This is a genomic window from Parageobacillus galactosidasius, from assembly GCF_002217735.1.
In the GTDB taxonomy this organism is placed as follows: domain Bacteria; phylum Bacillota; class Bacilli; order Bacillales; family Anoxybacillaceae; genus Parageobacillus_B; species Parageobacillus_B toebii.
This window is the reverse complement of sequence record NZ_NDYL01000001.1, coordinates 457,313-480,696: the sequence shown is the minus strand read 5'-3', so window position 1 is coordinate 480,696 and position 23,384 is coordinate 457,313. Positions and strand designations below refer to the sequence as shown.

Annotated in this window: 24 protein-coding genes and 1 riboswitch; of the genes, 14 read left to right on the top strand and 10 right to left on the bottom strand. The window is 42.3% G+C overall.

Annotated elements, in window-relative coordinates; genetic code table 11:
* Positions 1–13 precede the first annotated feature (13 nt).
* Positions 14–667 (top strand): potassium channel family protein, encoded by a 654-nt coding sequence (locus B9L23_RS02520; protein WP_089096834.1) that lies wholly within the window; start codon positions 14–16, stop codon positions 665–667.
* Between the two features lie 221 nt (positions 668–888).
* Here B9L23_RS02520 and rlmD read toward each other — a convergent pair whose 3' ends face one another.
* The 4 genes from rlmD to B9L23_RS02500 all read right to left on the bottom strand — a co-directional run bounded on the left by rlmD (position 889) and on the right by B9L23_RS02500 (position 5,687).
* Complete coding sequence (gene rlmD, locus B9L23_RS02515) at positions 889–2,271, bottom strand: 23S rRNA (uracil(1939)-C(5))-methyltransferase RlmD (RefSeq protein WP_081188320.1); 1,383 nt, start codon at positions 2,269–2,271, stop codon at positions 889–891.
* Between the two features lie 13 nt (positions 2,272–2,284).
* The gene (locus B9L23_RS02510; protein WP_089096833.1) at positions 2,285–3,151 is read right to left on the bottom strand and encodes a DNA-3-methyladenine glycosylase family protein; all 867 of its coding nucleotides are present in this window, start codon (positions 3,149–3,151) and stop codon (positions 2,285–2,287) included.
* 67 nt (positions 3,152–3,218) lie between these two features.
* Positions 3,219–4,022, bottom strand: a complete 804-nt coding sequence (pdaA, locus tag B9L23_RS02505; RefSeq protein ID WP_012749159.1) for a delta-lactam-biosynthetic de-N-acetylase — start codon at positions 4,020–4,022, stop codon at positions 3,219–3,221.
* Positions 4,023–4,139: 117 nt separating this feature from the next.
* Positions 4,140–5,687, bottom strand: coding sequence for a fumarate hydratase (locus B9L23_RS02500; RefSeq protein ID WP_081188404.1), 1,548 nt, complete (start codon positions 5,685–5,687; stop codon positions 4,140–4,142).
* A gap of 344 nt (positions 5,688–6,031) precedes the next feature.
* Between B9L23_RS02500 and yfkAB the strand changes: the two genes are divergently transcribed.
* Positions 6,032–7,156, top strand: coding sequence for a radical SAM/CxCxxxxC motif protein YfkAB (yfkAB, locus tag B9L23_RS02495; protein WP_062754851.1), 1,125 nt, complete (start codon positions 6,032–6,034; stop codon positions 7,154–7,156).
* Positions 7,157–7,182: 26 nt separating this feature from the next.
* Here yfkAB and B9L23_RS02490 read toward each other — a convergent pair whose 3' ends face one another.
* Together B9L23_RS02490 and cax are read right to left on the bottom strand one after the other, a co-directional pair.
* Entirely contained in the window at positions 7,183–7,971 is a 789-nt protein-coding gene (locus B9L23_RS02490) for a YfkD famly protein (RefSeq protein ID WP_062677529.1), read from the bottom strand.
* A gap of 143 nt (positions 7,972–8,114) precedes the next feature.
* A complete protein-coding gene (gene cax / locus B9L23_RS02485) occupies positions 8,115–9,167 on the bottom strand; it encodes a calcium/proton exchanger (protein WP_089096832.1) in 1,053 nt (350 codons plus the stop codon).
* A 265-nt stretch (positions 9,168–9,432) separates the two neighbouring features.
* On the opposite strand from cax, the gene B9L23_RS02480 reads away from it, so the two are divergent.
* The gene (locus B9L23_RS02480) at positions 9,433–10,578 is read left to right on the top strand and encodes an MFS transporter (protein WP_012749154.1); all 1,146 of its coding nucleotides are present in this window, start codon (positions 9,433–9,435) and stop codon (positions 10,576–10,578) included.
* 122 nt (positions 10,579–10,700) lie between these two features.
* On the top strand, positions 10,701–10,847 hold the full coding sequence (locus B9L23_RS02475) for a BH0509 family protein (protein WP_062754855.1): 147 nt from the start codon (positions 10,701–10,703) through the stop codon (positions 10,845–10,847).
* Positions 10,848–11,541: 694 nt separating this feature from the next.
* On the opposite strand, the gene B9L23_RS02470 is transcribed toward B9L23_RS02475, so the two are convergent.
* From B9L23_RS02470 to B9L23_RS02460, 3 genes are read right to left on the bottom strand one after another with little or no spacing between them, the layout of a single operon-like run.
* Positions 11,542–12,375: a YihY/virulence factor BrkB family protein gene (locus tag B9L23_RS02470; RefSeq protein ID WP_081188328.1), complete on the bottom strand. Its 834-nt coding sequence runs from the start codon at positions 12,373–12,375 to the stop codon at positions 11,542–11,544.
* 17 nt (positions 12,376–12,392) lie between these two features.
* Positions 12,393–12,662, bottom strand: coding sequence for a hypothetical protein (locus B9L23_RS02465; RefSeq protein WP_171699017.1), 270 nt, complete (start codon positions 12,660–12,662; stop codon positions 12,393–12,395).
* Between the two features lie 16 nt (positions 12,663–12,678).
* Positions 12,679–13,149 (bottom strand): low molecular weight protein-tyrosine-phosphatase, encoded by a 471-nt coding sequence (locus B9L23_RS02460; protein ID WP_062754859.1) that lies wholly within the window; start codon positions 13,147–13,149, stop codon positions 12,679–12,681.
* Positions 13,150–13,253: 104 nt separating this feature from the next.
* Between B9L23_RS02460 and B9L23_RS02455 the strand changes: the two genes are divergently transcribed.
* The 10 genes from B9L23_RS02455 to B9L23_RS02410 all read left to right on the top strand — a co-directional run bounded on the left by B9L23_RS02455 (position 13,254) and on the right by B9L23_RS02410 (position 22,258).
* Positions 13,254–13,478, top strand: a complete 225-nt coding sequence (locus tag B9L23_RS02455) for a DUF1128 domain-containing protein (protein ID WP_012749148.1) — start codon at positions 13,254–13,256, stop codon at positions 13,476–13,478.
* 198 nt (positions 13,479–13,676) lie between these two features.
* On the top strand, positions 13,677–15,422 hold the full coding sequence (locus tag B9L23_RS02450) for a PAS domain-containing sensor histidine kinase (RefSeq protein ID WP_081188330.1): 1,746 nt from the start codon (positions 13,677–13,679) through the stop codon (positions 15,420–15,422).
* 152 nt (positions 15,423–15,574) lie between these two features.
* A riboswitch (SAM riboswitch) is annotated at positions 15,575–15,685 on the top strand.
* 126 nt (positions 15,686–15,811) lie between these two features.
* Positions 15,812–16,519, top strand: a complete 708-nt coding sequence (locus B9L23_RS02445) for a phosphoadenylyl-sulfate reductase (RefSeq protein WP_089096831.1) — start codon at positions 15,812–15,814, stop codon at positions 16,517–16,519.
* Between the two features lie 143 nt (positions 16,520–16,662).
* Positions 16,663–17,823 carry a sulfate adenylyltransferase gene (gene sat / locus B9L23_RS02440; protein WP_081188332.1) on the top strand — a complete coding sequence of 387 codons (1,161 nt, stop codon included), beginning with the start codon at positions 16,663–16,665 and terminating at the stop codon, positions 17,821–17,823.
* Between the two features lie 13 nt (positions 17,824–17,836).
* Positions 17,837–18,442 carry an adenylyl-sulfate kinase gene (gene cysC / locus B9L23_RS02435; RefSeq protein WP_081188334.1) on the top strand — a complete coding sequence of 202 codons (606 nt, stop codon included), beginning with the start codon at positions 17,837–17,839 and terminating at the stop codon, positions 18,440–18,442.
* Positions 18,443–20,068, top strand: coding sequence for a nitrite/sulfite reductase (locus B9L23_RS02430; RefSeq protein WP_081188336.1), 1,626 nt, complete (start codon positions 18,443–18,445; stop codon positions 20,066–20,068).
* A gap of 12 nt (positions 20,069–20,080) precedes the next feature.
* The gene (locus B9L23_RS02425) at positions 20,081–20,299 is read left to right on the top strand and encodes a DUF3906 family protein (protein WP_062679350.1); all 219 of its coding nucleotides are present in this window, start codon (positions 20,081–20,083) and stop codon (positions 20,297–20,299) included.
* A gap of 33 nt (positions 20,300–20,332) precedes the next feature.
* Positions 20,333–21,112 carry a uroporphyrinogen-III C-methyltransferase gene (cobA, locus tag B9L23_RS02420; RefSeq protein WP_081188338.1) on the top strand — a complete coding sequence of 260 codons (780 nt, stop codon included), beginning with the start codon at positions 20,333–20,335 and terminating at the stop codon, positions 21,110–21,112.
* 11 nt (positions 21,113–21,123) lie between these two features.
* Complete coding sequence (locus B9L23_RS02415) at positions 21,124–21,870, top strand: sirohydrochlorin chelatase (protein WP_089096830.1); 747 nt, start codon at positions 21,124–21,126, stop codon at positions 21,868–21,870.
* Positions 21,871–21,985: 115 nt separating this feature from the next.
* Positions 21,986–22,258 carry an acylphosphatase gene (locus B9L23_RS02410; protein ID WP_081188342.1) on the top strand — a complete coding sequence of 91 codons (273 nt, stop codon included), beginning with the start codon at positions 21,986–21,988 and terminating at the stop codon, positions 22,256–22,258.
* Positions 22,259–22,474: 216 nt separating this feature from the next.
* Here the strand turns inward: B9L23_RS02410 and B9L23_RS02405 are convergent, their stop codons facing one another.
* A complete protein-coding gene (locus tag B9L23_RS02405) occupies positions 22,475–23,245 on the bottom strand; it encodes an arginase family protein (RefSeq protein WP_089096829.1) in 771 nt (256 codons plus the stop codon).
* Positions 23,246–23,384: the final 139 nt, after the last annotated feature.

Here is a 23,384-nt window from a genome sequence, read left to right as displayed (position 1 = left end):
GGGACGAAAGAACATGAAAGGACAATATGCTGTGATCGGATTAGGAAGATTCGGTTCTAGTCTGGCTACGACCTTGCACCAGGCTGGAAATGAAGTTTTGGCCATTGATCGAAATGAAGAACGAATTGAAGAATATAAAGATCATGTTACATATGCGGTTGTCGCTGACTCAACAGATGAAGAAGCATTAAAGAGTGTCGGCATTCGAAATTTTGACGCTGTCATCGTAGCGATTGGTGATGATATTCAAGCAAGTATTTTAACGGTGTTAATCCTTAAAGAATTAGAGGTCAAGAAAGTTGTGGCAAAAGCCATTAATAAACGGCACGGTCAAGTCTTATATAAAGTGGGGGCTGATTGGGTTGTATTTCCGGAACGGGATATGGGAGAGCGGGTTGCAACCCAGCTCATGTCACCGAACGTGCTTGACTATATTGAACTCGCGAAAGATTATAGTATAAAAGAAGTAAAAGTCCCCCCGTCAATGATCGAAAAAAATTTAAGAGAATTAAATCTCAGGGCAAGGTTTAATATAACGGTCATCGCTATTATCAGCGATGGAAAAGTAAGCATTTCCCCTTCGCCTGATCGAATCATTAAAGAAGGAGATATATTAGTCGTGATCGGGGAAAATAAAGATTTGGACCGGTTTGAAAAGTTTAACTAAAAACGGTTTTTAGTAAAGTGGTTGAAGGATCAAATGGCAGGCGTAAAAAAAACGGGTGGCTTGATGGATTTTATCGGGGACTCGCTCTTGGATCAAAATACCGGAAAGTCGATCTATTTTATCGAATTCAACAAAGAAGGCAATACATCAGGGCTCCTTCCACAAGGAGCTCCGTTTTCTTTAAGCCGTTACCGAAATTAATGTGAAAGGTAAAAACACGCTCAATCATTTTTTAACACTAGCCGTGAAACACACTCCACATGCGCCGTATGCGGAAACATATCGACCGGCTGGATGTAGTCGACCGTGTAGCGTTCGGACAGCACATCAACATCGCGTGCAAGGCTGGATGGATTGCACGAAACATAAACAACGGTTTTTGGTTTTACACGGAGAATCGTTTGTAATAATTGTTGATCACATCCGGTACGCGGAGGGTCGACGACGATGACATCAGGCTTCCATCCTTCCTTCACCCATTTTGGAAGCAATACCTCCGCTTTGCCAGTGACGTACATCGCGTTTGTAAATCCGTGTTTTTTCGCGTTTTTCTTCGCATCTTCAATTGCTTCCGGGATCGTATCCATCCCACGGATTTCGCCGGCGTCTTTGGCAAGCCAAAGCCCGATCGTGCCGACGCCGCAGTAAGCATCAACGACTTTTTCCGTTCCCGTTAAAGCGGCGGCCTTTTTCACTTCGTCGTACAGTTTCACCGTTTGCACCGGATTCAGCTGAAAGAACGCGCGCGCCGACAGTTCAAACGATAAATCCCCTAACACTTCTTGAATGTATTCTTCTCCTTCTAAAAGGAACGATTCTTCCCCGAAAATAAGCGACGTTTTTTGTCCATTAATATTTTGCACGATCGACTTTACTTCAGGAAGACGGCGCTTTATCTCGTCGATGAGCAGCTCTTTGCGCGGAATTTCTTTTTTTGTGGTAATAAGCACGAGCTGAACATCCCCCGTATGGAAACCGACTCTTGCGACGATCGTGCGGACAAGCCCTGTTTGTGCCCGTTCATTGTAAATCGGAATGCGCAAGTCTTGTAAAATCATTTTCACGATATTGGTAACGCGGTTTGTTGCTGGATGTTGAATGACGCATTCGGGAATATCGATTAATCGATGAGAATTCAATCCGTACAACCCGGCAATAACCGCTCCTTTTTTTGTGCCGACTTGAAACTGGCTTTTATTGCGATAATGCCATGGGTCGTCCATCCCGATCGTCGGGCGGATCTCCAGCGTTTCAATCGGAAGACGGCAATGCCGCTCAAACGCTTGAATAACGATATCGCGCTTTTCGCGAAGTTGCGCTTGGTAATCAAGATGTTGCAGCTGGCAACCTCCGCATTGCTCGTAGACAGGGCATCTTGGTGTGACACGGTACGGGGAGCGCTTGCGAATTTTTTTAATTTTCGCCTCCGCGTATTTCGGGTGGATGTTTGTCGCCTCTACGACGACTTCTTCTCCCGGAAGCGCTCCTGGGACGAACACCACTTGCTTTTTAAAATAGCCGACTCCTTCCCCGTTAATGCCGAGCCGTTTAATTGTCAGAGGAAACTGTTGTCCTTTCTTGATGGTAATGGTCTGCTTCGTCATGCTCTCCACTCCTCTATTCGATGCTTCTCCATAAGTATAAGGACGCATAGCTTAAATACGGCTCCCAGCGCTTGCTCAGCTCTTCCATTTGTTTTATCGATGGCTTTTGTGAAAGACCGAGCAGCCGCTGGATCGCCCGCTGCAACCCTATGTCTGCCTTCGGAAACACATTTGGTTTTCCAAGCCCAAATAAAAGAAAATTTTGCACCGTCCATGGACCGATGCCGCGAATCGATAACAATTGTTCCATCACTTCTTCCTCGTTTTGGTGTGCAAGTTCCTCTAATGAAAGCTTCCCATCGGCAATGAGCCGTGATGTATCGATGATATACTCCGCTTTTCGTCCGCTTAACTGCAGCTGCTTCAGTTCATCATAGGAAAGAGAAGCAATATCTTCCGGCCGCGGGTAGAACCAAACGCCATCGATTTGCGTTCCAAACGTTTTCACAAACCGCTCTGTCAGGCGGTAAGCAACTTTTAAATTTAATTGCTGGTGAATGAGGCATTTCATTAAACAAAAATAAAGATCAAAATCTAAAATAAGCGGCATTCCTTGATATTCGGTAAAAAGCGGTTGTAATTCGGTCCGCTGAAAATGTTCGTGAATCGGGGCAAGCGGTGTATTCCATTGAAACAGATGGGAAATCCGTTCGATGATTTCCTTTTTTCGTTCAGGATATGGCGCCGTAACAAGAAAACGCGGCTCCTCCTTTGTCCCAATGCTTTCGACCGTAACAGCGATTGGGATCTGTTGAACATAAAGCGGCACAATGACTTTCTGTTTCGCTATATCGACCGATATAAGAGGATCGAGGGTAAGCCGCTTCAGCGCTTTGGAAAAATCGTACGGAGGGGCGACCTCAATTTGCTGTTGCCACATACCTAATCACCTTTTTTCATCGTTAATACCCACATTATAACGAAAAACACCCCTTTGAACCAAACGTTCAAGGGGTAAAAAGCCATGGATGCAAATTCATTTTTTCGACCATCAGATCATCGAGGCTTTTAAACGTGTAGCCTTGCTTGCGCAAATCGTCAATCGCTTTCGCAAGCGCATCCGCATTGTCTTTCGAGACGGTATGAAGCAATAAAACCGCGCCCGGGTGAATTTGTTTCATAATGTTATCGTATGCGTACTTCCACCCTTTTTGATTGTTCGTCTGCCAATCAACAAACGCAAGCGACCAAAACACATGGTAATAACCAAGCTCGCGGGCGACCGCCATCGTCCTTTCACTGAAAATGCCGCGTGGCGGGCGAAGATACATCATTCCTTTTTGTCCCGTCAACTCTTCCGTTTTTTTACGAACGGATTCCAGCTCTTTCCGAAGCTGTTCATTGCTCACTTGCGTTAAATCAGGATGATGCCATGAATGGTTGCCGACAATATGCCCTTCTTTCACCATTCGTTTCACTAAATCAGGAGCGGTATCTAAATAGTGGCCCGTCACAAAAAACGTCGCTGGCACTTTTTTCTCTTTTAAGACATCTAAAATTTTCGCTGTATAACCGTTTTCATAGCCATTATCAAATGTTAAATAAATTTCTTTTTTGTTTGGATTCCCTAAATAAAATGCATCATATTTGGCAAGCAGTTGATCTAACTCTTTTCCCGCGGAAGGAGGCTTATGGTTCTCGCTTCGCTTAAACCCCCAATGAATCGCTTTATTGCTTACAGCTTCAGCGGAAGCAGGAACAAACGATAAGATGATGACACATACTAACAGCCATATTGCCCATTTTTTCATCGGTCTTTCCTCCTTGTCGTGCTGCTAACCATTAGTTTTTTCCACCATTGCCACTTTAACCGCGCCATTTTTTGCATAAAAAATCACCGCCAGCACTGAGCTGACGGTGATCAATCCTTATTTAAAAACAGGCTCTTTGAACTGTGCAAGTTTTTCTAGTGAGGATTTTTCCACATCTTCGTGCAAGCTGTTGCCGTGAGCGTCCATCGTAACAACAGCGGTAAAGTTTTCAACGCGTAAATGCCACATTGCTTCTGGAATGCCAAACTCTAATAAGTCAACGCCTTCTACCGATTTAATACAGTCCGCATAGTATTGTGCGGCACCGCCAATGGCATTCAAATAAACGCCGCCGTGTTCTTTTAGGGCTTGGAGCGTTTTTGCGCCCATTCCGCCTTTTCCGATGACCGCGCGAACGCCGAATTTTTTCATAATGTCTCCTTGATAAGGCTCCTCGCGAATGCTTGTTGTCGGACCGGCCGCTTTGACTTGCCAATTGCCGTTTTCATCTTTTAACATGACCGGTCCGCAGTGGTAAATAATTTGTCCATTTAAATCAACAGGAGAATCATGATCCATTAAATATTTATGAATCGCGTCGCGGCCAGTATAAATGACTCCATTGATGCGGACAACATCCCCGACTTTCAACTGGCGAATTTGTTCTTCCGTAATCGGCGGCTCGAGGACGATTTCGCGCACTTCGCCAAGTTCTGCCGTTGCGGCTGTTTTCGCTTTTTCCAATTCTTTTTCAAAATCGACGTCTTCTCCTTCTTGATATAACCATTCCGTGATTTCGCCTGTTTCTGGATCGATCTTCACGCCGAGACGGCGGAACGCCCAGCAGTTATACGCAACGGAAACGAAGAAGCTTGCCGGAATGCGGTGCATCACTCCGATTTTACAGCCTAATAATGTCGATTCGCCGCCAAATCCCATCGTTCCGATGCCGAGTTTATTAGCATTTTCCATAATATATTCTTCTAGGCGGCGAAGATCTTCGTTTGGATTAACATCGTCCACAGAGCGGAAGAGCTGATCTTTCGCCAGTTCATAGCCAGAAGCGCGGTCGCCGCCGATGCCGACGCCGATAAATCCGGCGCTGCAGCCTTGCCCTTGCGCTTGGTATACCGCATGTAAAATACATTTGCGGATGCCGTCTAAATCGCGACCGGCTCGTCCAAGCCCTTCCAATTCACATGGCAAGCTGTATTGAATGTTTTTATTTTCACAGCCGCCCCCTTTTAAAATAAGGCGAACATCAATGTAATCGTTTTCCCATTGTTCAAATTTAATAACAGGAACACCAACGCCAAGATTATCGCCGCTATTTTTTCCTGTTAACGAATCAACGGAGTTCGGGCGAAGCTTTCCTTCTTTTGTCGCCTGAACGATTGCGGCATGAATCGCCTCTTTCATTTTTATTTGGTTTGCGCCGACAGGCACTTTAATTTTGAACGTTGGCAATCCTGTATCTTGACAAATCGGTGATACGTTTTCTTCCGCCATTTTAATGTTGCCGGCAATTGTCGCCAGCGCCATCGCCGCCCTCGTTCCCGCGTTTTCTCTCGCTTTTGCCCGAGCGATCGCTCGACGCACATCCTTTGGCAACTTCGTGGACGTTTCCACGATAAGTTCATACATGCTTTGTTGGAATTTTTCCATGTTCAACGTTCAACGCCCCTTCCCCTTTGCTCATCCTATGTATTACTATTTAGAATTGTCTTCCTATTTATTATAACCTTTTTTCTACTTTCGTGTAAAAATAAAAAGTTGCCATCGTATTTTTATTTTCAATATCTACAGTTGTTTGCATCTTCAATCAACTTGCGGCATAATTGGACAATCGAATTGACTATTGTCTGAACATATTAACGTACTATAGCAAATATAATTATCGCAAAGGAAAAAACAGTATATTGCTTGCCATTACAAAGCAATTGACAAGCACAGCAATTGTTTTTCATAATGAACGATGGTTGTAATTTAGAAGAAAAGAGGAGAATTATATGAATTCATTAACACTGAAACCTATTGCGCCATCGTTTGATCCGTGGGAAGCGTATCTTGATATAGAAGAATATGGGGAATTGCAACTAACAAACATTGAGTTTACGACGACAACATTATGCAATATGCGCTGCGAACATTGCGCAGTCGGTTATACATTGCAAACGAAAGACCCAGAAGCGCTGCCGCTTGATTTATTAATTCAGCGTCTAGAAGAAATTCCGCATCTACGTTCATTAAGCATTACCGGCGGTGAGCCGATGTTATCATTAAAATCGGTAAATAACTATGTCGTTCCGTTATTGAAGTACGCCCATGAACGTGGAGTGCGGACACAACTAAACTCAAACTTAACATTAGAATTAGATCGTTACGAAAAAATTATTCCATATCTAGATGTGTTGCATATTTCGCATAACTGGGGAACGATCGATGACTTTGTCGAAGGCGGATTTGCGATGATGGAGCGCAAACCAAGCGTTGCGCAGCGTGAAAAATATTTTGAACGAATGATTGAAAACGCGAAAGCTTTGGCTAAAGCGGGAGTCATCGTCTCCGCAGAAACAATGCTAAACAAGCGGACAGTTCCACATTTAGAAAAAATTCATCGCCAAGTCGTTAATGAGATGCATTGCAAACGCCATGAAGTGCATCCAATGTACCCTAGTGATTTTGCAAGTGCGCTGGAAACGTTGAGCTTGGACGAATTGCGGGAGGCAATTCATCATCTTCTTGATATTCGTGACGAAAATGTTTGGATGTTGTTTGGAACACTTCCATTTTACCCTTGCAGCGATAACGAAGAAGATTTAGCGCTATTGAAACGACTTTATTCGAGTAAAAACGTAACCGTCCGCAATGATCCAGACGGGCGCTCCCGACTAAACGTCAATATTTTTACAGGGGATATTATTGTGACTGATTTCGGCGATGAGCCGGTGCTTGGAAACATCCGTCATCATACGCTATTAGAAGCATACGAAAAATGGAAAAATTCCCCTATCGCAAAACAGCTTCTTTGTCATTGTCCATCCGTTCAATGTCTTGGGCCGAACGTACTTGTTAAAAACACCTATTATTCTGATATCGATTTTACGAAACGAAAAGCGCGAATCAAAAAATAAAACGTCAAGGTTATCACCTTGACGTTTTATCGTGGCTGTTCGCTTACAACATATGAAAAATACAGACGGTCCTGAACAGGAATCCATGCGCCAATTCCTCGTGTTGTTACATTTTTCACGACAATTTTCTTTTTATTTCCTTTAAGTACAACATACACTTCTCCATAGGTAACTTTCCCTTTTTCATTCACGGCTGGCGCATAAGCATACAAATAACCAAGCTTTTTGGCAGGCACTTGATATGGATGGTCTTTTTTCGTCCCAATCCCGACAACCGTACTAAACGCTAACGGCAAGTTCGTCTTTTTCATCGCCGCATTTAACATCATTTTTTGCACCGCTTCTTCGCTTGGAATTGGTGCCGTTAAACCGCCGCGCACATGCTTTTGCGTTTCCTGTCTGTAATATAGTCTTTGTGGAGCATTGCCGCCACGATTATCGAGAAAATTGGTATTGACCTTTTGATACTCCCAATTCGTTGACGTTTCTAACGATTGATAATTAAGCGGCCATTGTCCTAAATAAATCGTTGCCCGGTACCCAATAGCAAACGGCGTACTGGAAACGGAAGATTCATTAAGAAGCCGGATCAGTTCTGGATTCTCAATCTTTACGTTTGCTGAATCAAGGAGCTGTTTTGTAAATTTGCTTGGTTCTAGATACGGCAAATCTTGCGTCGGATTTGGATACGTATTTTCTTTTGTAATATCTACTACGGAGCTCGGCTGTGCTTGTTTGGAAGCCGCGTCAGCGGTGAAAGTAGTAGCATACATCATAAAAGCACTAATAAAAAGGCAAATACTCCATTTTTTCATCATGCTGACTCCTTTCCATTGCTACTCTCACCGTTATTTTCTTTCAAAAAAATACGGTTTATCCGTATAGAAAAAAATTTATTAACAAAAAGGCTCTGCCGATTAGCAGAGCCTTTTTGGATAAACGAAAATACTCATGAGGATCAAAGCAAGTAAAAGCCGATTCCCATAATCGTATAAGCCGCGAGCAATGTCGCCCCTTCAAACCAGTTTGTATCCCCATCATTAGAAATGACAATCGTCAATAATACAGATGTCGCCATTGCGATCAATTCCGGAAGCGAAAAAACAAGCGGCATCTTTTCTGGAAAGAGTAAAGAAACAAGAACAAGCACAGGCGCAACAAACATAGCGATTTGTAACGTTGAACCGATCGCGATTTCAACAGCGATATTCATTCTATTTTTGTATGCCATAATAACGGCAGAGGCGTGCTCCGCTGCGTTTCCAACGATGGCGACAATGATAATCCCGATAAACAATTCGCTCCATCCGAACGATTCCGCCACCGTTTCAAACGTATGGACAAGTCTCTCGGATATGTAGGCAACTGCCGCGGTTGCTAGCGCTAAAATCAAAATCGCCTTTCCTTTTGTCCATTCTGGTTCTTCATGTTCTTCCACTACATCAGACTTTTGTTGATATACCCCGCGATGTGTGACAAGCTTAAAGTATAAGGCCGCTAAATATAAAAAGATCATAATAATCGAAATACCGACACTAAGAGATAGCTTTTCTTGACTAGACATGTTCATCGCAAACACTTCAGGAATCACAAACGCCACTAAAATGGCAAACGTAAGCAGTCCGGCGTTATGGCGGGCATCATATACATTGAATTCCTGCCGCTTGTACTTAAGACCGCCAACAAAAAAAGACAAGCCAGCCACTAATAATAAGTTGCCAAGCACCGAACCTGTAAGTGAGGCGAGCACTACTTCTACGAGTCCCGCTTTTAAAGCAAAAATGGAAATAATGAGCTCTACTGCGTTGCCAAACGTAGCATTAAGCAATCCCCCTATGCGCGGTCCAGCTACAATAGCCAAACTTTCCGTAGCGCGTCCCATATAGCTTGCTAAAGCAATAATCGTTAAGCAATACACCGCAAACATCAAGACCACAGGCCAATGAAGAAAACTGCCGATTACTGATAATGGAACGCCGATCCATACCATCAGCGCAAATACTTTATTCATCCGTTATAATTCCACCTTTCTCGTTCAGTTTATCTAGAACGGCTCATTATATTCGTTCGATGATCAATCAGAAAATAGCGGCATTTTTTGAACCATATGTTATGTATGACAATGGGATAACGGTCGTCATTATTATTCAATATTCTCCCAAATATATGTATTTAACACTTTACGTAAAAATCCCTCCTTTATTTTTCTTGCCTTATACAATCCACTTATGTACCATGTTAAACGAGTGTTATGTTTAGAAACGAGGTATCAAGCAATGCGCTTTTGGATTTTAATCAGCATTGTCGCTATTTCTGGTTTATCACAAGGGATGCTGCTGCCGCTTCTTTCTATATTGCTTGAAAAACATGGATTTTCCTCTTCTGCAAATGGCATACATGCCACAGCGTTGTATATCGGTGTCCTATTGATCTCTCCATTTTTAGAAAAACCGCTGCGTAAATATGGATACCGGCCTATGATTATCCTTGGTGGTTTTATTGTAATATTATCGCTCGCCTTATTTTCAGCTTTTCATTCATTTTTGATTTGGTTTTTCTTGCGCCTTTGCATCGGAATTGGTGACCATATGCTCCATTTCGCAACACAAACATGGATTACCGATTTTTCTCCCGCACAACGGCGAGGACGTAACTTGTCGCTATACGGGCTATTTTTCGGCATCGGTTTTTCAGCTGGTCCGCTGTTAGCGTCACTCATTCAATTCCATGAATCGTTGCCGTTTTTCTTATCATCGCTACTTAGCCTTATAGGCTGGTGTAGCGTCTTTTTCTTGCCAAACGAACGGCCGCAGGAAAGCGAACAATCTGGTTCGGCACACACATTTCAACGCTTCGTTCATGCATGGAAATACGCGTGGGTTGCTTTATTGCTTCCGTTTACTTACGGCTTTTTGGAAGCATCGATTCATGCCATTTTCCCTGTTTACGCTTTGCGGGAACATATTGGTATAGAACATGTAGCATTTATTTTACCAGCTTTTTCACTTGGAGGTATCATTTTTCAATTGCCTCTTGGAGTATTAAGTGATCGTTTTCAGCGAAAACGAGTCATTTCCGTTGCTTTATTGATCGGAAGTGCCAGCTTTTTTAGTGCTTATTTATTCCATCACTCCCTTGTCGGGCTTGCCGTTTGTTTCTTTATTGCCGGTATGTTTGTCGGTTCTTTGTTTTCACTCGGGATTACGTATATGGCAGATTTGCTGCCAAAACAGCTCTTCCCAGCCGGAAACTTACTATGTGGTATGCTATACAGCATTGGCAGCATGATCGGTCCGTTTATGACCGGCTTAATGATTCAATTCGGGGCGAATCACAACTTTTTCTTTACGATAAGCGCACTTCTCTTCCTTGTCTTTGTGCCGCTGTTATGGAATAAAACAAAGAAGGTCACTCATGGATGACCTTCTTTTTTGTGTTTATTTTCAAAAAATTATTGACCTTTCTTTTTGTTCTGTTATATAATAATAGCAAGAAATCGATATTCTGTTTTAAAACAGAACGACCTGGAGGGGAGCGATAATAAATGCTTAGAGCAGAACGAAAAAATATGATTGAATTTATCGAAAAAGTAAGAGGAATTACAAGAGACCAACTTGCTTATATGACAGACGCAGAAATCGAATATATTTATGAGTTGTACTATTACAATCATGAAGAAATCGCAGAATAAAAGGACCGCCATAGGACAGTCCTTTTCTTTTTTATAATCTCTTTGCGCCACCGATAAAAACACTTTGTTGAGGCGCTGCAGAGGCTTGTTGTCTTCGTGTAGATCCCCTGCAGCGCTTTCTTTGTTTTTGGAGCATTATCCTCGCGGGTCCTCCAGCGCGTGTCGCGGAGCCAGGATGGCGACATTTCGCCGTTGCCCGCAGGACGCGGGCAGCTTTTAGGCGAAATGGGGCGCCTTACGCTTTTCTTATTGTCTAGCTCGGCGGCTAGCTCTCTTGTGCGAAATAACCTTCTCCCTTGAAGTGCAAGCACTTCAGCAGTCGAAGAACATTTCGCTTCGAGAGCTGTTCGCGCCGCCTCCGCTTTTATTATTGTCTAGCTCCAGGCGCCATCGGCTCGCGACGCTTCGGCCCCGCTGTGGCGGCAACACATTGAGTTAACTTCTCTGAGTAACCCACGCAAGGCCAAACTTTGTTTGGTCTGAGCCTCCTCGCTACGCTTTTCTAATGATATCCGTTTTGGCCGTTGGCGCTTCCGCTTGTTTTATGTTTTGGTCTGTTTTTTCCTTTTTGTTTTGTACCGCCGTCTTTTTTCGTATGTTTCGTCATCACAATCCCCCTCTCATCTTCAACAAACCTCTTACAGTCGTTACTATTTCCCTGAATTTGTTGTTTATGAAAGGAAGTTTGTGCATATTAACGCGTGCGTTTTCTTCCTTCCCGTTCACAATCAAAAATCGCGTTCATTTCTCCTCCTAAAACAATAATCATCCCTGATAAATAAAACCACACCATTAAAATAATCATTCCACCGAGGCTTCCGTACATGGCGGTATAATTCGCAAAATTGTTGACATAGTAAGAAAAAGCAAGCGACATGAGAATCCATCCAACCGTCGCAAAGATTGCGCCGCTGACAATATTCGCACAACGCAGCTTCTTATTTGGCGCGAAATAATATAATGCGGTAAACACAACAAACAAAATTAATGAACTAATGACCCAACGCAACGCGTTCCAAGTCATTAAAAATGTTTGGGAAAAACCAAATGCAGAAAATAAAAATAGCCCAATCGTTTTCCCGAATACAGGCAAAAACAATGCAACGATGATCACAAAAATCATTCCGATTGTAAGCAATACCGACATTCCACGAGCGATAAAAAAGGGGCGATTTTCCTCGACATCATAAGCGCGGTTAAACGCCCGGACAATCGCATTCATTCCATTTGAAGCTGACCAAATCGCAACGATAATACTAAACGATAACAATTTCCAGTTTTGGTCGTCCATCACCCGACGAATGTTTTCCTCGACTAAATGAAGCGCTTCTTTTGGAGCATATTGACGTATTATGGAAAGAATATCTTCATGTGGAATTGGCAAATAAGCAAGTAACGTAAATAAAAAAATAAGAAATGGGAACAGGGAAAGAAGGAAATAATAAGCTAATTCCGCCGACAGACGGGGAATTTCATCCTTTTGAAAACGCCGCACCATTTCACGAATAAACGTTAAATTAATCATCATTTCTCGTTCCCCCTTCATTATTTTATTCGGGGACGATCATCCTCTTTCCAGCTATATGCTTCTTTTATAAATTCGATAACTTCCGGTGTTTTTTCTGCAATATCTTTTATTTTTTCCATAATAAACTCCATGTCTTCTGCCATCTCTTCTACAGATTGGCGCCATTGTTTCAGCTTCATCGGCAATGAAAGACGGTCTTGCTTTTCTTCCCTTTTGATCAGCAAGGAAAATGCGGCTCCTACTGCTGCCCCGATCATCACACCTTTCCATACATTTCTCTTCTTCACTTATTTTTCCCCCTTTTTAAAGTTTTTTCTCTTTTATAATTGCTTCTAATAAATGTTCACACCCTTTTCGGATAAGCTCATATACTTCTGAAAAGTTTCCTGTGTAATACGGATCTGGCACATCAGCAATTTCGCTATTTGGAACAAAATCAAGAAGCCGGCCGATAAATCCTGTTTTATTGTATCCGGCTAATCGTCGCAGATTCCCAACATTTTCCGCATCCATGGCAATAATATAATCAAACTCCTGCAAATCTTCTTTACAAATTTGCCGAGCGCAAATTCCTGAAAAATCGATCTTATTTTTCTTTAATATCGTCTGTGTACCTTCATGCGGCGGTTCTCCGACATGCCAATTCCCTGTTCCCGCTGAATCAACGATGATTTTTCCTTCCAATCCTCTCTCTTTTACTAAATGTCGAAAAATCGCTTCCGCCATCGGCGAGCGACAAATATTCCCTAAGCAAACAAATAATACTTTTACCATTGTTTCACATCTCCTTTCGACCCCATTATATACAAAAATATTAGCGCAATGTATTCCCTTGTATGTTAAAATACATGTAACCTTTACAAGGAAGGAGCAAAAAAATGGATTTATCCAAAAAGTCGGCAGAAAACGTAGCGTACATGGTAGAAAAAATAAAAGAAAAGCTAAAAGTATTAAATTTTGATGCGATTAAACCTTCCCACTTCTCCGAGGAATGGTATGATGAGCTAAAAGACATTTATGAAATGGTGATGAGAAAAAATACGTTTAGCCCAAGCGAGATGCAGGCCATCGCCGAGGAGTTAGGAAACTTACGCAAAAAGTAAAAAATGCTGAAGGAAACGTCGTTTTTCAATGATTCATTATGTACAATGCCATACTTACGTATCCATGTAAGGCGGAAACGTCTATCGCTGTCCTTTTCGCTTTGGGCAGCGTTTTTTATTGGTTCTACTCAAATTATCTTTATTTTCGTATAATTATGTCTAAGTTCTAATGTTTTAAGGCGGGAGAGGAGAATAAAAATGATCTCTGGCGGTATTCATTACGTGTTATTTATCATTCTATTATTCTTCATTACCGTAATCGTTTCTTACATATTATTGAAAATACTATTCGCCCACACATTTCCTATTTACATGCTCTCTGCAGCAGCAATCATATGCATCATCAGCCTTGTGGTTTGGTCAATACATTTTCCCCATATGGCGGATTCTTTCACTCGATTTTTGTTCAGCTCCATCGTTGCTGTGCTCAGCGCCTTTTGTTTGGCAGCGTCCGCATTTATCATTAGCCGCTTATTAAAAGAAAATAAACAATGTCATAAATGTCTTTTTTTCGAATACCCTGATGTGATTCTTCTGCTAGACATAAATGGGCTACTTATATCCGGCAACCCTGAAGTAAGAAAAATGCTTGGATACAAACCAAGCGAATATATTGGCAAACATTTTACTCAGTTTATCGCCCCAGACCAAATTGAAAAAGCAAAAAAAAAATTTGAACGAACATTAAAAGGAGAAAGTTGTGAATATGATTTACAAGTAAAGCATAAAAATGAAAAAATTATTGACATGCATTTTAAAACCATTCCAATAATTCATGGAAATCGCTTGAAAGGAATTTATGTGATTGGCCAAAATATGACGGAACTCAATCGCTACCGAAAAGAGCTGGAAAACTTATATCATAAACATACACTCATATTAAATTCTATTGCTGAAGGAGTTTGTGGGATTGATAAATATGGAAATATCGTTTTCTGGAATCCAGCTGCAGAACGAATGACGGGATATAAAGCGGAAGAAGCCATTGGAAAAGCATCGCATGATATCATTCACCATACGAAAAAAGATGGAACTCCTTACTCTATTGATGAATGCCCAATTGATCTCGCCATTCAAGATGGGAAAACATATCATATTAGTGAAGATATTTTTTGGAAAAAAGATGGTACCCATTTCCCCGTTTCCTATACGGTAACGCCTGTTTTGGAAAATGGAGCCGTCGTTGATGCGGTATTGACATTCACCGATATTACCGAACTGAAAAAAACAGAAGAATTCATTCGAACATCGGAAAAGCTCTCAGTTGCCGGCCAGCTAGCGGCTGGGATCGCCCATGAAATTCGCAATCCGCTTACAGCCATAAAAGGATTTATACAACTATTGCAATTCGAACTTGACGAGAAAAAACCTTACCTTCACATTATTGAATCAGAAATTCAGCGCATTGAACTTATTTTAGGCGAACTATTAGTGTTGGCAAAACCACAAGCAACCAAATTTACAAAAAGTGATATTGGCGTTTTGCTTCAACATGTCACCACTTTATTAGAAACACAAGGTATTTTGCATAACATCCAAATTATTACAAAAATTGATCCATCTCTTCCTCTCATTGAATGTGACGAAAACGGATTAAAGCAAGTATTTATTAATTTCTTAAAAAATGCAATGGAAGCGATGAAAAGCGGTGGACATATTTTTATTGAGGCACAAAAAAAGGATGAATATTCCGTTCTTATCCGCTTTATCGACGAAGGCTGCGGAATTCCAAAAGAACAGCTAGAAAAAATAGGAAAACCGTTCTTTACAACAAAAGAAAAAGGTACTGGCCTCGGAATAATGATCAGTAAAAAAATTATCGAAGACCACGGTGGAACGATGTCGATTATGAGTGAAGAGAATAAAGGAACAACCGTCGAAGTAACATTGCCGATCCGCGTTTCTGCATCCTCTGTTTTGCATAATTCCCTATTATCCGGTTGACATGCATGGAAAAGGTCGGACAACAAACCGCCCTTTTCTTTCCTGATTTCTTTATTCCTCTACTGTGTTATATCAGCAAAAAATTAATTCCTATCGAAAAACTAGGATTGACTTTTGTGTGAATTATGTTAAAATTTTAATCAATTACATCAAACTTATCGAGAGTGAGGGAGGGAACTGGCCCGATGAACTCCGGCAACCTGCTTCATGAAAAAGTAAGGTGCTAATTCCAGCAAAATGGGTGCCATTTTGGAAGATAAGGTGAAATATGCGGCCTCTTCGCTCTTTCCAAAATGGAAGAGCGTTTTTTATAAGCGTTCGTTCTCTTTCTATTCCTATATAACCGACTAATCCACTTTATTTTCTTTGATTTTTAAGGAGGGAGAAAGATGCTCACTTATCAAACATGGGAAACCGAAGAAAAACCTTCATTCCCTCACGATAATGAAACAAAAGGGGCGCTTGATGTCCTCACTTGGGCATTCCGCCAATATAAGGACGATATTGTGTACGCCTGTAGCTTCGGCGTTGAAGGAATCGTGTTAATCGATTTGATTTCGCAAGTAAAGCCAGATGCGGAAATCGTATTTCTCGATACCGGGCTCCATTTTCGCGAAACGTACAAAACAATCGAAAAAGTAAAAGAAAAATATCCTTCTCTCCGCATCGTCATGAAAAAACCAAGTTTATCGCTAGAAGAACAAGCGCAACAGTTGGGAGATGAATTATGGAAACACAACCCAAATAAATGTTGTGAACTGCGAAAAGTCATTCCGCTTCGCGAAGCATTAACAGGAATAACCGCTTGGATTTCTGGACTGCGCCGCGAACAATCGCCAACACGAAGCCATGTAGAATATATAAATAAAGATGACAAATTTAAATCCATAAAAATATGCCCTCTTATTCATTGGACATGGAAAGATGTATGGAATTATGTATACAAACGTCGTCTTCCGTACAATGTCCTTCACGATCGCGGCTATCCAAGCATTGGCTGTGAACCTTGTACGTCCCCCGCACTCGATCCAAATGATTTACGTTCCGGCAGATGGGTCGGCCACGGAAAAACAGAATGCGGCCTTCACATCTCATAAGGTTTGGCTTGTCACCTTTGGCATTATTAGCTTGAAAAAACAATAGCCGAAGAAAAACGATCATTATACAAAAACAGCGGTGACGTTTCGCAATAAATCATAGTTTTCCTATATGAAATATTGATTCTAGGAGGTTATGAACAATGAGTTTAAGCATTCCACACGGAGGCACATTAATCGATCGATGGAATCCTAGCTATCCATTGGATACACTGACAAAAGAAATTGAGCTGACAAATGCCGAGTTAAGTGATTTAGAATTGATCGGAACAGGCGCTTACAGCCCGCTTACCGGATTTTTAACAAAAGAGGATTATGACTCTGTCGTTGAAACGATGCGCTTAACCAACGGTACAGTATGGAGCATTCCAATTACCCTTGCTGTAACCGAAGAAAAGGCAAAAGAGCTTTCTGCCGGCGAAACGGCCAAACTCGTTTACAACGGAGAAGTCTATGGAGTCATTGATATTCAAGAAATCTATCAACCTGATAAAACAAAAGAAGCACTTCTCGTTTACAAAACAGAGGAACTCAAACATCCAGGCGTACGGAAACTATTTGAAAAGCCAAATGTATATGTAGGCGGCCCGATTACATTAGTAAAACGCACTGATAAAGGGCGTTTCGCTCCATTCTACTTCGATCCGGCCGAAACACGTAAGCGTTTTGCCGAGCTTGGCTGGAACACGGTGGTCGGCTTTCAAACGCGAAATCCTGTCCATCGCGCCCATGAATACATCCAAAAATGCGCGCTCGAAATTGTCGACGGCCTCTTTTTAAACCCGCTCGTCGGCGAAACAAAAGCGGATGACATCCCTGCGGACATCCGCATGGAAAGCTATCAAGTATTGTTAGAAAACTATTATCCGAAAGACCGCGTGTTTTTAGGAGTATTCCAGGCAGCGATGCGCTACGCCGGGCCACGGGAAGCGATTTTCCATGCGATGGTGCGCAAAAACTTCGGCTGCACCCACTTCATTGTCGGCCGCGACCATGCCGGCGTCGGTGATTACTATGGCACATATGATGCGCAAAAAATCTTCTTGAATTTTACGCCGGAAGAACTTGGCATTACGCCGCTGTTTTTCGAACATAGCTTTTATTGCACGAAATGCGAAGGAATGGCGTCGACGAAAACATGCCCGCATGATCCGAAATACCATGTTGTATTATCCGGCACAAAAGTACGGGAAATGCTGCGCAATGGCCAAGTGCCGCCAAGCACGTTCAGCCGTCCGGAAGTCGCGGCAGTATTGATTAAAGGATTGCAGCAGCGCGAGGCTGTCACCTCATCTACACGTTAAAGGAGGAGAAAGCTTGAGCACGAACATCGTTTGGCACCAAACGTCAATTACAAAAAAAGACCGCCGCAAGCGCAACGGGCATCACAGCGCGATTTTATGGTTTACCGGACTTTCCGGCTCCGGTAAATCCACAATCGCCAATGCCGTGTCGAAAAAGTTATTTGACCTTGGCATTCAAAATTATGTATTAGACGGCGATAACATTCGCCACGGGCTAAATAAAGATCTTGGCTTCTCCGTAGAAGATCGCACCGAAAATATTCGCCGCATCGGTGAAGTTGCCAAGCTGTTTGTTGACAGCGGGCAATTCGTCTTAACGGCATTTATTTCTCCTTTTGCTCAAGATCGTGAGCTTGTTCGCCATTTAGTAGAAAAAGATGAGTTTATCGAAATTTATGTGAAATGCCCGTTAGAAGAGTGTGAAAGACGTGATCCAAAAGGATTGTATAAAAAAGCAAGAAATGGAGAAATTCGCGATTTTACCGGTATCGACTCTCCGTATGAAGCACCTGTTTCTCCGGAATTAACGCTTGAAACACATCGTTACACGATCGATGAATGCGCCAATCAAGTGCTTGCTTACTTGCGCGATCGAAACTTTATAAAGGGGGAGCTTTAAATGGCATACGAAAAAGTATGGGCAGATAATCCGAAATTAAACAAAATGGAATTAAAAAAGCTTAAAAAAGATGGACTAAAAATTTTTGAAGATATTCCTTATTATGCAAAGCATGGATTCTCTTCGATTCCGCAAGAAGAATGGGATTATTTCAAATGGGCAGGGCTTTACCTGCAACGCCCAAAAGAAGATGGCTATTTTATGATGCGCGTTTGTGTTCCTTCCGGAATTTTATCTAACGAGCAGCTCGAAACGTTAGCAGGCATCGCCCGTGATTACGGACGCGGTTTGTTTGACATTACAACCCGTCAATCTGTTCAATTCCATTGGCTGCGAATCGAACAAATTCCTGATATTTTTGATCGTTTAAAACGAGTTGGGTTATCTACCGCCGGCGCCTGCGGCGATATCACTCGCAACATCGTCGGCAATCCGCTTGCCGGCATCGATCCGGACGAACTGTTCGACACGAGAGAAATCGTCCGCGAAGTATATGAATTTTTCCAACACAATGAAGACTTCTCCAACTTGCCGCGCAAATATAAAATTTCAATCAGCGCCAACGTCTACAACACGGTTAACGCAGAAATCCATTGCTTGTCGTTTACACCGGCGAAAAAAGTGATCGACGGCAAAGAAGTGCTCGGATTCCATGTGAAAGTCGGCGGCGGTTTATCGTCTGCTCCGTACCTTGCCCAAACGTTAGATGTGTTCGTAACGCCAGATCGCGTGAAAGACGTTGCTGTTGCTGTCACAACGATTTTCCGCGATTACGGTTATCGCGAAAAACGCCATCGCGCCCGTCTCAAATTCCTTGTCGCTGACTGGGGCGTTGATAAATTTAAAGAAAAATTAATTGAGCTCACGGGGCCTCTCCCATCCAAAGGGGAAGATGTGCAAAAAGGCTGGAATCCTGGTTACTTCTATGGTGTCCATCGCCAAAAACAAGAAGGATTAAATTTCATCGGCTTTAATGTGCCAGTTGGCCGCTTGAGCGCGGATGAAGTATTCGAAATCGCGCGCATAGCCCGCCAATACGGCAACGGCGAAGTCCGCACATGCAATTCACAAAACCTAATTATTCCAAATATTCCAGATAAATATGTTGACGCTGTATTACAGGAAAAAGTGTTTGAACGGATTTCTATCCGTCCGAACACATTCACCGGCTATTCTGTTTCTTGTACTGGCACTGAATTTTGCAATTTGGCGCTCGTCGAGACGAAAGAACGGATGCGGCGCGTCGCTGAATATTTAGATCAGCATTTAGAACTGGACGTTCCAGTACGCATTCATATGGTTGGCTGTCCAAACTCATGTGGCCAACGGCAAATTGGAGATATCGGCCTGCAAGGAATCAAAACAAAAACAAAAGACAGAGGCATGATTGAAGCGTTTGAAATTTACGTCGGCGGCACGCTCTACAACGGCGGCAAATACAATCAAAAATTAAAAGGAAAAGTAGATGCGGAACGAATTTCCGAAGTGCTTTTGCAGCTATTAACCTATTTCAAAGAAACAAAATTGCCGGGCGAAACATTCTTAGCTTACTTAGATCGCGTTGGAATAGAAGCGTTGCAAACAAAACTAGACAGCATTTTAGCGCAAGTCAGCACGGTAGCATAAAAGGTGACAGCAATGTTTCTTTATCGATTTGAAGTAACAACAAAAACAGAAATCATCTATGTCGTCATTGCCGCAAACGATGATGAACAAGCATTTCGCCTCGTCGAAGTAGAATTAGAAAAACATTTTTTAAAAGTTCCTGATTATACGGATATTTCTCTACATGAAAAAAAACTGATTCGTCGCGGAGGCGGGTTCGTTGTCTACAGCGAACCCCGCCATTCTTCATAAAAAACATGCAAACGAGAAAGGGCTGAAACAAAGATGGGAAAAGTATACCTAGTTGGAGCGGGCCCTGGTGACCCTGAACTAATTACCATAAAAGGCCTCAAATGCATCCAGCAAGCCGATGTTATTTTATACGACCGCCTCATCAATGAAGAGCTGTTATCCTATGCGAAAAAAGATGCAGAACTCATCTTTTGCGGCAAATTGCCGGGTTACCATACCATGCAGCAAGAAACCATTAATCATTTCCTCGTTCGGTACGCCAAAAAAGGAAAAACGGTTGTTCGTTTGAAAGGCGGCGACCCGTTCGTATTTGGCAGAGGCGGTGAGGAAGCAGAGGCGCTTGCGAAACATGGAATCGAGTTTGAAATCGTTCCCGGCATTACTTCTGGAATCGCCGCTGCTGCTTACGCTGGTATTCCTGTCACCCATCGAGATTTCAGCTCTAGCGTCGCCTTCATCACCGGTCATAAGCGGAAAGGAAGCGAAGAAGAAATCAAATGGGAAAATCTCGCGAAAGGCATTGATACGCTTGCCATTTACATGGGCATCAGCAATCTCCCATATATTTGCAGCCAGCTCATCCAATACGGGAAAGCTCCTTCAACCCCCGTTGCGGTCATTCAATGGGGAACCATGTCCGAACAACGGACTGTAACTGCTACCTTATCGACGATCGCTGAGGTTGTCGCAAAAGAAAAGATCGAAAATCCAAGCATGATTATTATCGGGAACGTCGTAAAACTTCGCGAAAACATTCAATGGTTTGAACAGCTTCTTCAAAAACAACAGACGGCCGCTAACGCAGCATTATGACGAGGTGGAATATGCAAGCGATATTGTACGTCTGTCACGGCAGCCGCATCGCCAAAGCTCGCGCGGAAGCAAGTAACTTTGTAGAACAATGCAAGGCAAATATCAATGTTCCCATTCAAGAACTTTGTTTTATTGAACTTGCCTATCCAGATATTGTCACTGGAATCGATATTTGCGTTCAAAAAGGGGCATCTCGCATCGTTGTTCTCCCGCTTCTGCTTTTATCAGCAGGACATGCTAAACATGATATTCCAGAGGCAATCCGGCAAGCAAAACAGCGCCATCCCCACTTAGAAATCGTGCTTGGAGAACCGTTTGGCGTGCATGAAATGATGATTGATATTGTTGTAGACCGGATAAAAGAACAAGCAGTGCCGCTAGACCATGAATCGATGATTCTGCTTATCGGACGCGGCAGCAGCGATCCGGATACAAAGCGTGATATCACCGCGATCGCTAATCTGCTTCAAGCAAAAACAAACGTCCCGCGCGTTGATATATGTTTTTTAGCCGCCATCCGGCCAACATTGGAAGACGGTTTATATGAAGCAAGCCGTTCTTTCTACAAAAAAATTTTCGTCGTTCCTTATTTATTATTTACTGGCGTATTAATGAAAACAATTGAAAAACAGCTCCGTTCTCTTTCTTCATCCAATAAACAGTGGATTTTATGCAACTATTTAGGATACCATCCTTTTTTGCAGAATATGATCAAAGAAAACGCACAAATATTGTTACGAGCGAATAAGGGAGCTTAACATCGCCAAGCTCCCTTTCGCTTTTCGTCCTCCCTCTTATCTTACATCCACATATACAAAATCCCCTATCTATTGTATGATGAGAATAGAAAAAAGATGGCGAGGGGCGAGCAATATGAAACGGTTTCACTTAATCGTTCATGGGCGCGTTCAAGGCGTGGGATTCCGGTATTTTACCCAATATGAAGCACTAAAACGGCAATTGACAGGCTGGGTCAGAAACAATGACGATGGAACAGTGGAACTTGAAGTACAAGGAAATGAAGAGGCGATCCAGTTATTTATTGACACGATCCGAGAAGGAACGCTTTTTGCGAAAGTAACCGATGTTTCCGCACAAGAAATTCCAATTATTAATAATGAAACGCAATTTCGCATCATGTACTAAGGGGCTGCAAATAGATACAGCTCTTTTATTTGTAATATAAGTTTATCTGGAAGATTCAACTTCTGGCGGACAAGAAGTTTGCCGCAGATTTTTCGTCTGTCCGGGGCAAGGCCGTGGCTTGCCTCAATCACGCTTATGCGCAGCCGAAAAACATCGTGATTCTTTGATCAAAAGGCAAAACTTACATCTATAATGCTACTGTATGATGGTGAGCAATTACGCAGGAAGGGGATGTGTAGATGTGTAGTGTAAACACGTTTCAATAATGCATCGGTTCGCATATTCGTTTTTTCGATTCGCTTCGCGGCAAACAGGGTTAAAAACATCAATGGAAGCTTGCGGATATTCACCGCACACATCCACACCTACTACCTTTTTATAGAATAATAGATGACGCAGACAGGAAAGCAAAAACGAAAGCGGCATCGTTCCTTGATCCCAGTTTGTCACCGCATCATCACGGCAAAGCACGTCTTTATCAATACTAATATATATACAATGAGTAGGAATGACGGAAAAAAGCATGCTTGGAGAAATATCGTAATGATCAATTGGGAAGACAGTAATATTAGAAGATAAACGAAGATACTGTTGTGAAGGTTTTGGACCGATCATAACCACCTTTTTTAAATAAGGATGCTTTAGCGCATACGATACCCATGAACCGCACGAAATAACAGGAACATCCCCAGTTCCAACATCCGTATGATGGTCAAACAAAACGAGAGTAAAAGGCTCCTTTATTTCTTGAATAAGCAAATAAGAAACATAGTGATAGTTTCCGTTTCCGATGAACACCGCTCCTTTTTGTTTACGAAGACGTATGCGTCTCTCAATCTCGCGTAATGATTCGGGTTCACAATACAAGTTTGTATGTGCTAAATCGGTAAAATCGATCCATTCATGTGGAAAATGAAAAAGCTGTTTTTGCGAAACATACGTATTGTCAAAGTTTAAAAACGTTATGCCATTTCCTTGAAAACTCATCAATAACACCTCTTCTCTATTTTGGCGTAAAATCGAAGCTTGATGAGTCTCAATAACTGTCTTCTTTTATTATAATCAAGAAGTTCGATAGACGAAATATTTTCGTTTTTTTGCTCGTTTCATGTAAAATAATAGAAAA

Bases quoted from the DNA above. Each gene is read 5' to 3' on its own strand.
- B9L23_RS02520 (WP_089096834.1), top strand. From the start codon at position 14: ATGAAAGGACAATATGCTGTGATCGGATTAGGAAGATTCGGTTCTAGT.
- rlmD (WP_081188320.1), bottom strand. From the start codon at position 2,271: ATGACGAAGCAGACCATTACCATCAAGAAAGGACAACAGTTTCCTCTG.
- B9L23_RS02510 (WP_089096833.1), bottom strand. From the start codon at position 3,151: ATGTGGCAACAGCAAATTGAGGTCGCCCCTCCGTACGATTTTTCCAAA.
- pdaA (WP_012749159.1), bottom strand. From the start codon at position 4,022: ATGAAAAAATGGGCAATATGGCTGTTAGTATGTGTCATCATCTTATCG.
- B9L23_RS02500 (WP_081188404.1), bottom strand. From the start codon at position 5,687: ATGGAAAAATTCCAACAAAGCATGTATGAACTTATCGTGGAAACGTCC.
- yfkAB (WP_062754851.1), top strand. From the start codon at position 6,032: ATGAATTCATTAACACTGAAACCTATTGCGCCATCGTTTGATCCGTGG.
- B9L23_RS02490 (WP_062677529.1), bottom strand. From the start codon at position 7,971: ATGAAAAAATGGAGTATTTGCCTTTTTATTAGTGCTTTTATGATGTAT.
- cax (WP_089096832.1), bottom strand. From the start codon at position 9,167: ATGAATAAAGTATTTGCGCTGATGGTATGGATCGGCGTTCCATTATCA.
- B9L23_RS02480 (WP_012749154.1), top strand. From the start codon at position 9,433: ATGCGCTTTTGGATTTTAATCAGCATTGTCGCTATTTCTGGTTTATCA.
- B9L23_RS02475 (WP_062754855.1), top strand. From the start codon at position 10,701: ATGCTTAGAGCAGAACGAAAAAATATGATTGAATTTATCGAAAAAGTA.
- B9L23_RS02470 (WP_081188328.1), bottom strand. From the start codon at position 12,375: ATGATGATTAATTTAACGTTTATTCGTGAAATGGTGCGGCGTTTTCAA.
- B9L23_RS02460 (WP_062754859.1), bottom strand. From the start codon at position 13,149: ATGGTAAAAGTATTATTTGTTTGCTTAGGGAATATTTGTCGCTCGCCG.
- B9L23_RS02455 (WP_012749148.1), top strand. From the start codon at position 13,254: ATGGATTTATCCAAAAAGTCGGCAGAAAACGTAGCGTACATGGTAGAA.
- B9L23_RS02450 (WP_081188330.1), top strand. From the start codon at position 13,677: ATGATCTCTGGCGGTATTCATTACGTGTTATTTATCATTCTATTATTC.
- B9L23_RS02445 (WP_089096831.1), top strand. From the start codon at position 15,812: ATGCTCACTTATCAAACATGGGAAACCGAAGAAAAACCTTCATTCCCT.
- sat (WP_081188332.1), top strand. From the start codon at position 16,663: ATGAGTTTAAGCATTCCACACGGAGGCACATTAATCGATCGATGGAAT.
- B9L23_RS02430 (WP_081188336.1), top strand. From the start codon at position 18,443: ATGGCATACGAAAAAGTATGGGCAGATAATCCGAAATTAAACAAAATG.
- B9L23_RS02425 (WP_062679350.1), top strand. From the start codon at position 20,081: ATGTTTCTTTATCGATTTGAAGTAACAACAAAAACAGAAATCATCTAT.
- cobA (WP_081188338.1), top strand. From the start codon at position 20,333: ATGGGAAAAGTATACCTAGTTGGAGCGGGCCCTGGTGACCCTGAACTA.
- B9L23_RS02415 (WP_089096830.1), top strand. From the start codon at position 21,124: ATGCAAGCGATATTGTACGTCTGTCACGGCAGCCGCATCGCCAAAGCT.
- B9L23_RS02410 (WP_081188342.1), top strand. From the start codon at position 21,986: ATGAAACGGTTTCACTTAATCGTTCATGGGCGCGTTCAAGGCGTGGGA.
- B9L23_RS02405 (WP_089096829.1), bottom strand. From the start codon at position 23,245: ATGAGTTTTCAAGGAAATGGCATAACGTTTTTAAACTTTGACAATACG.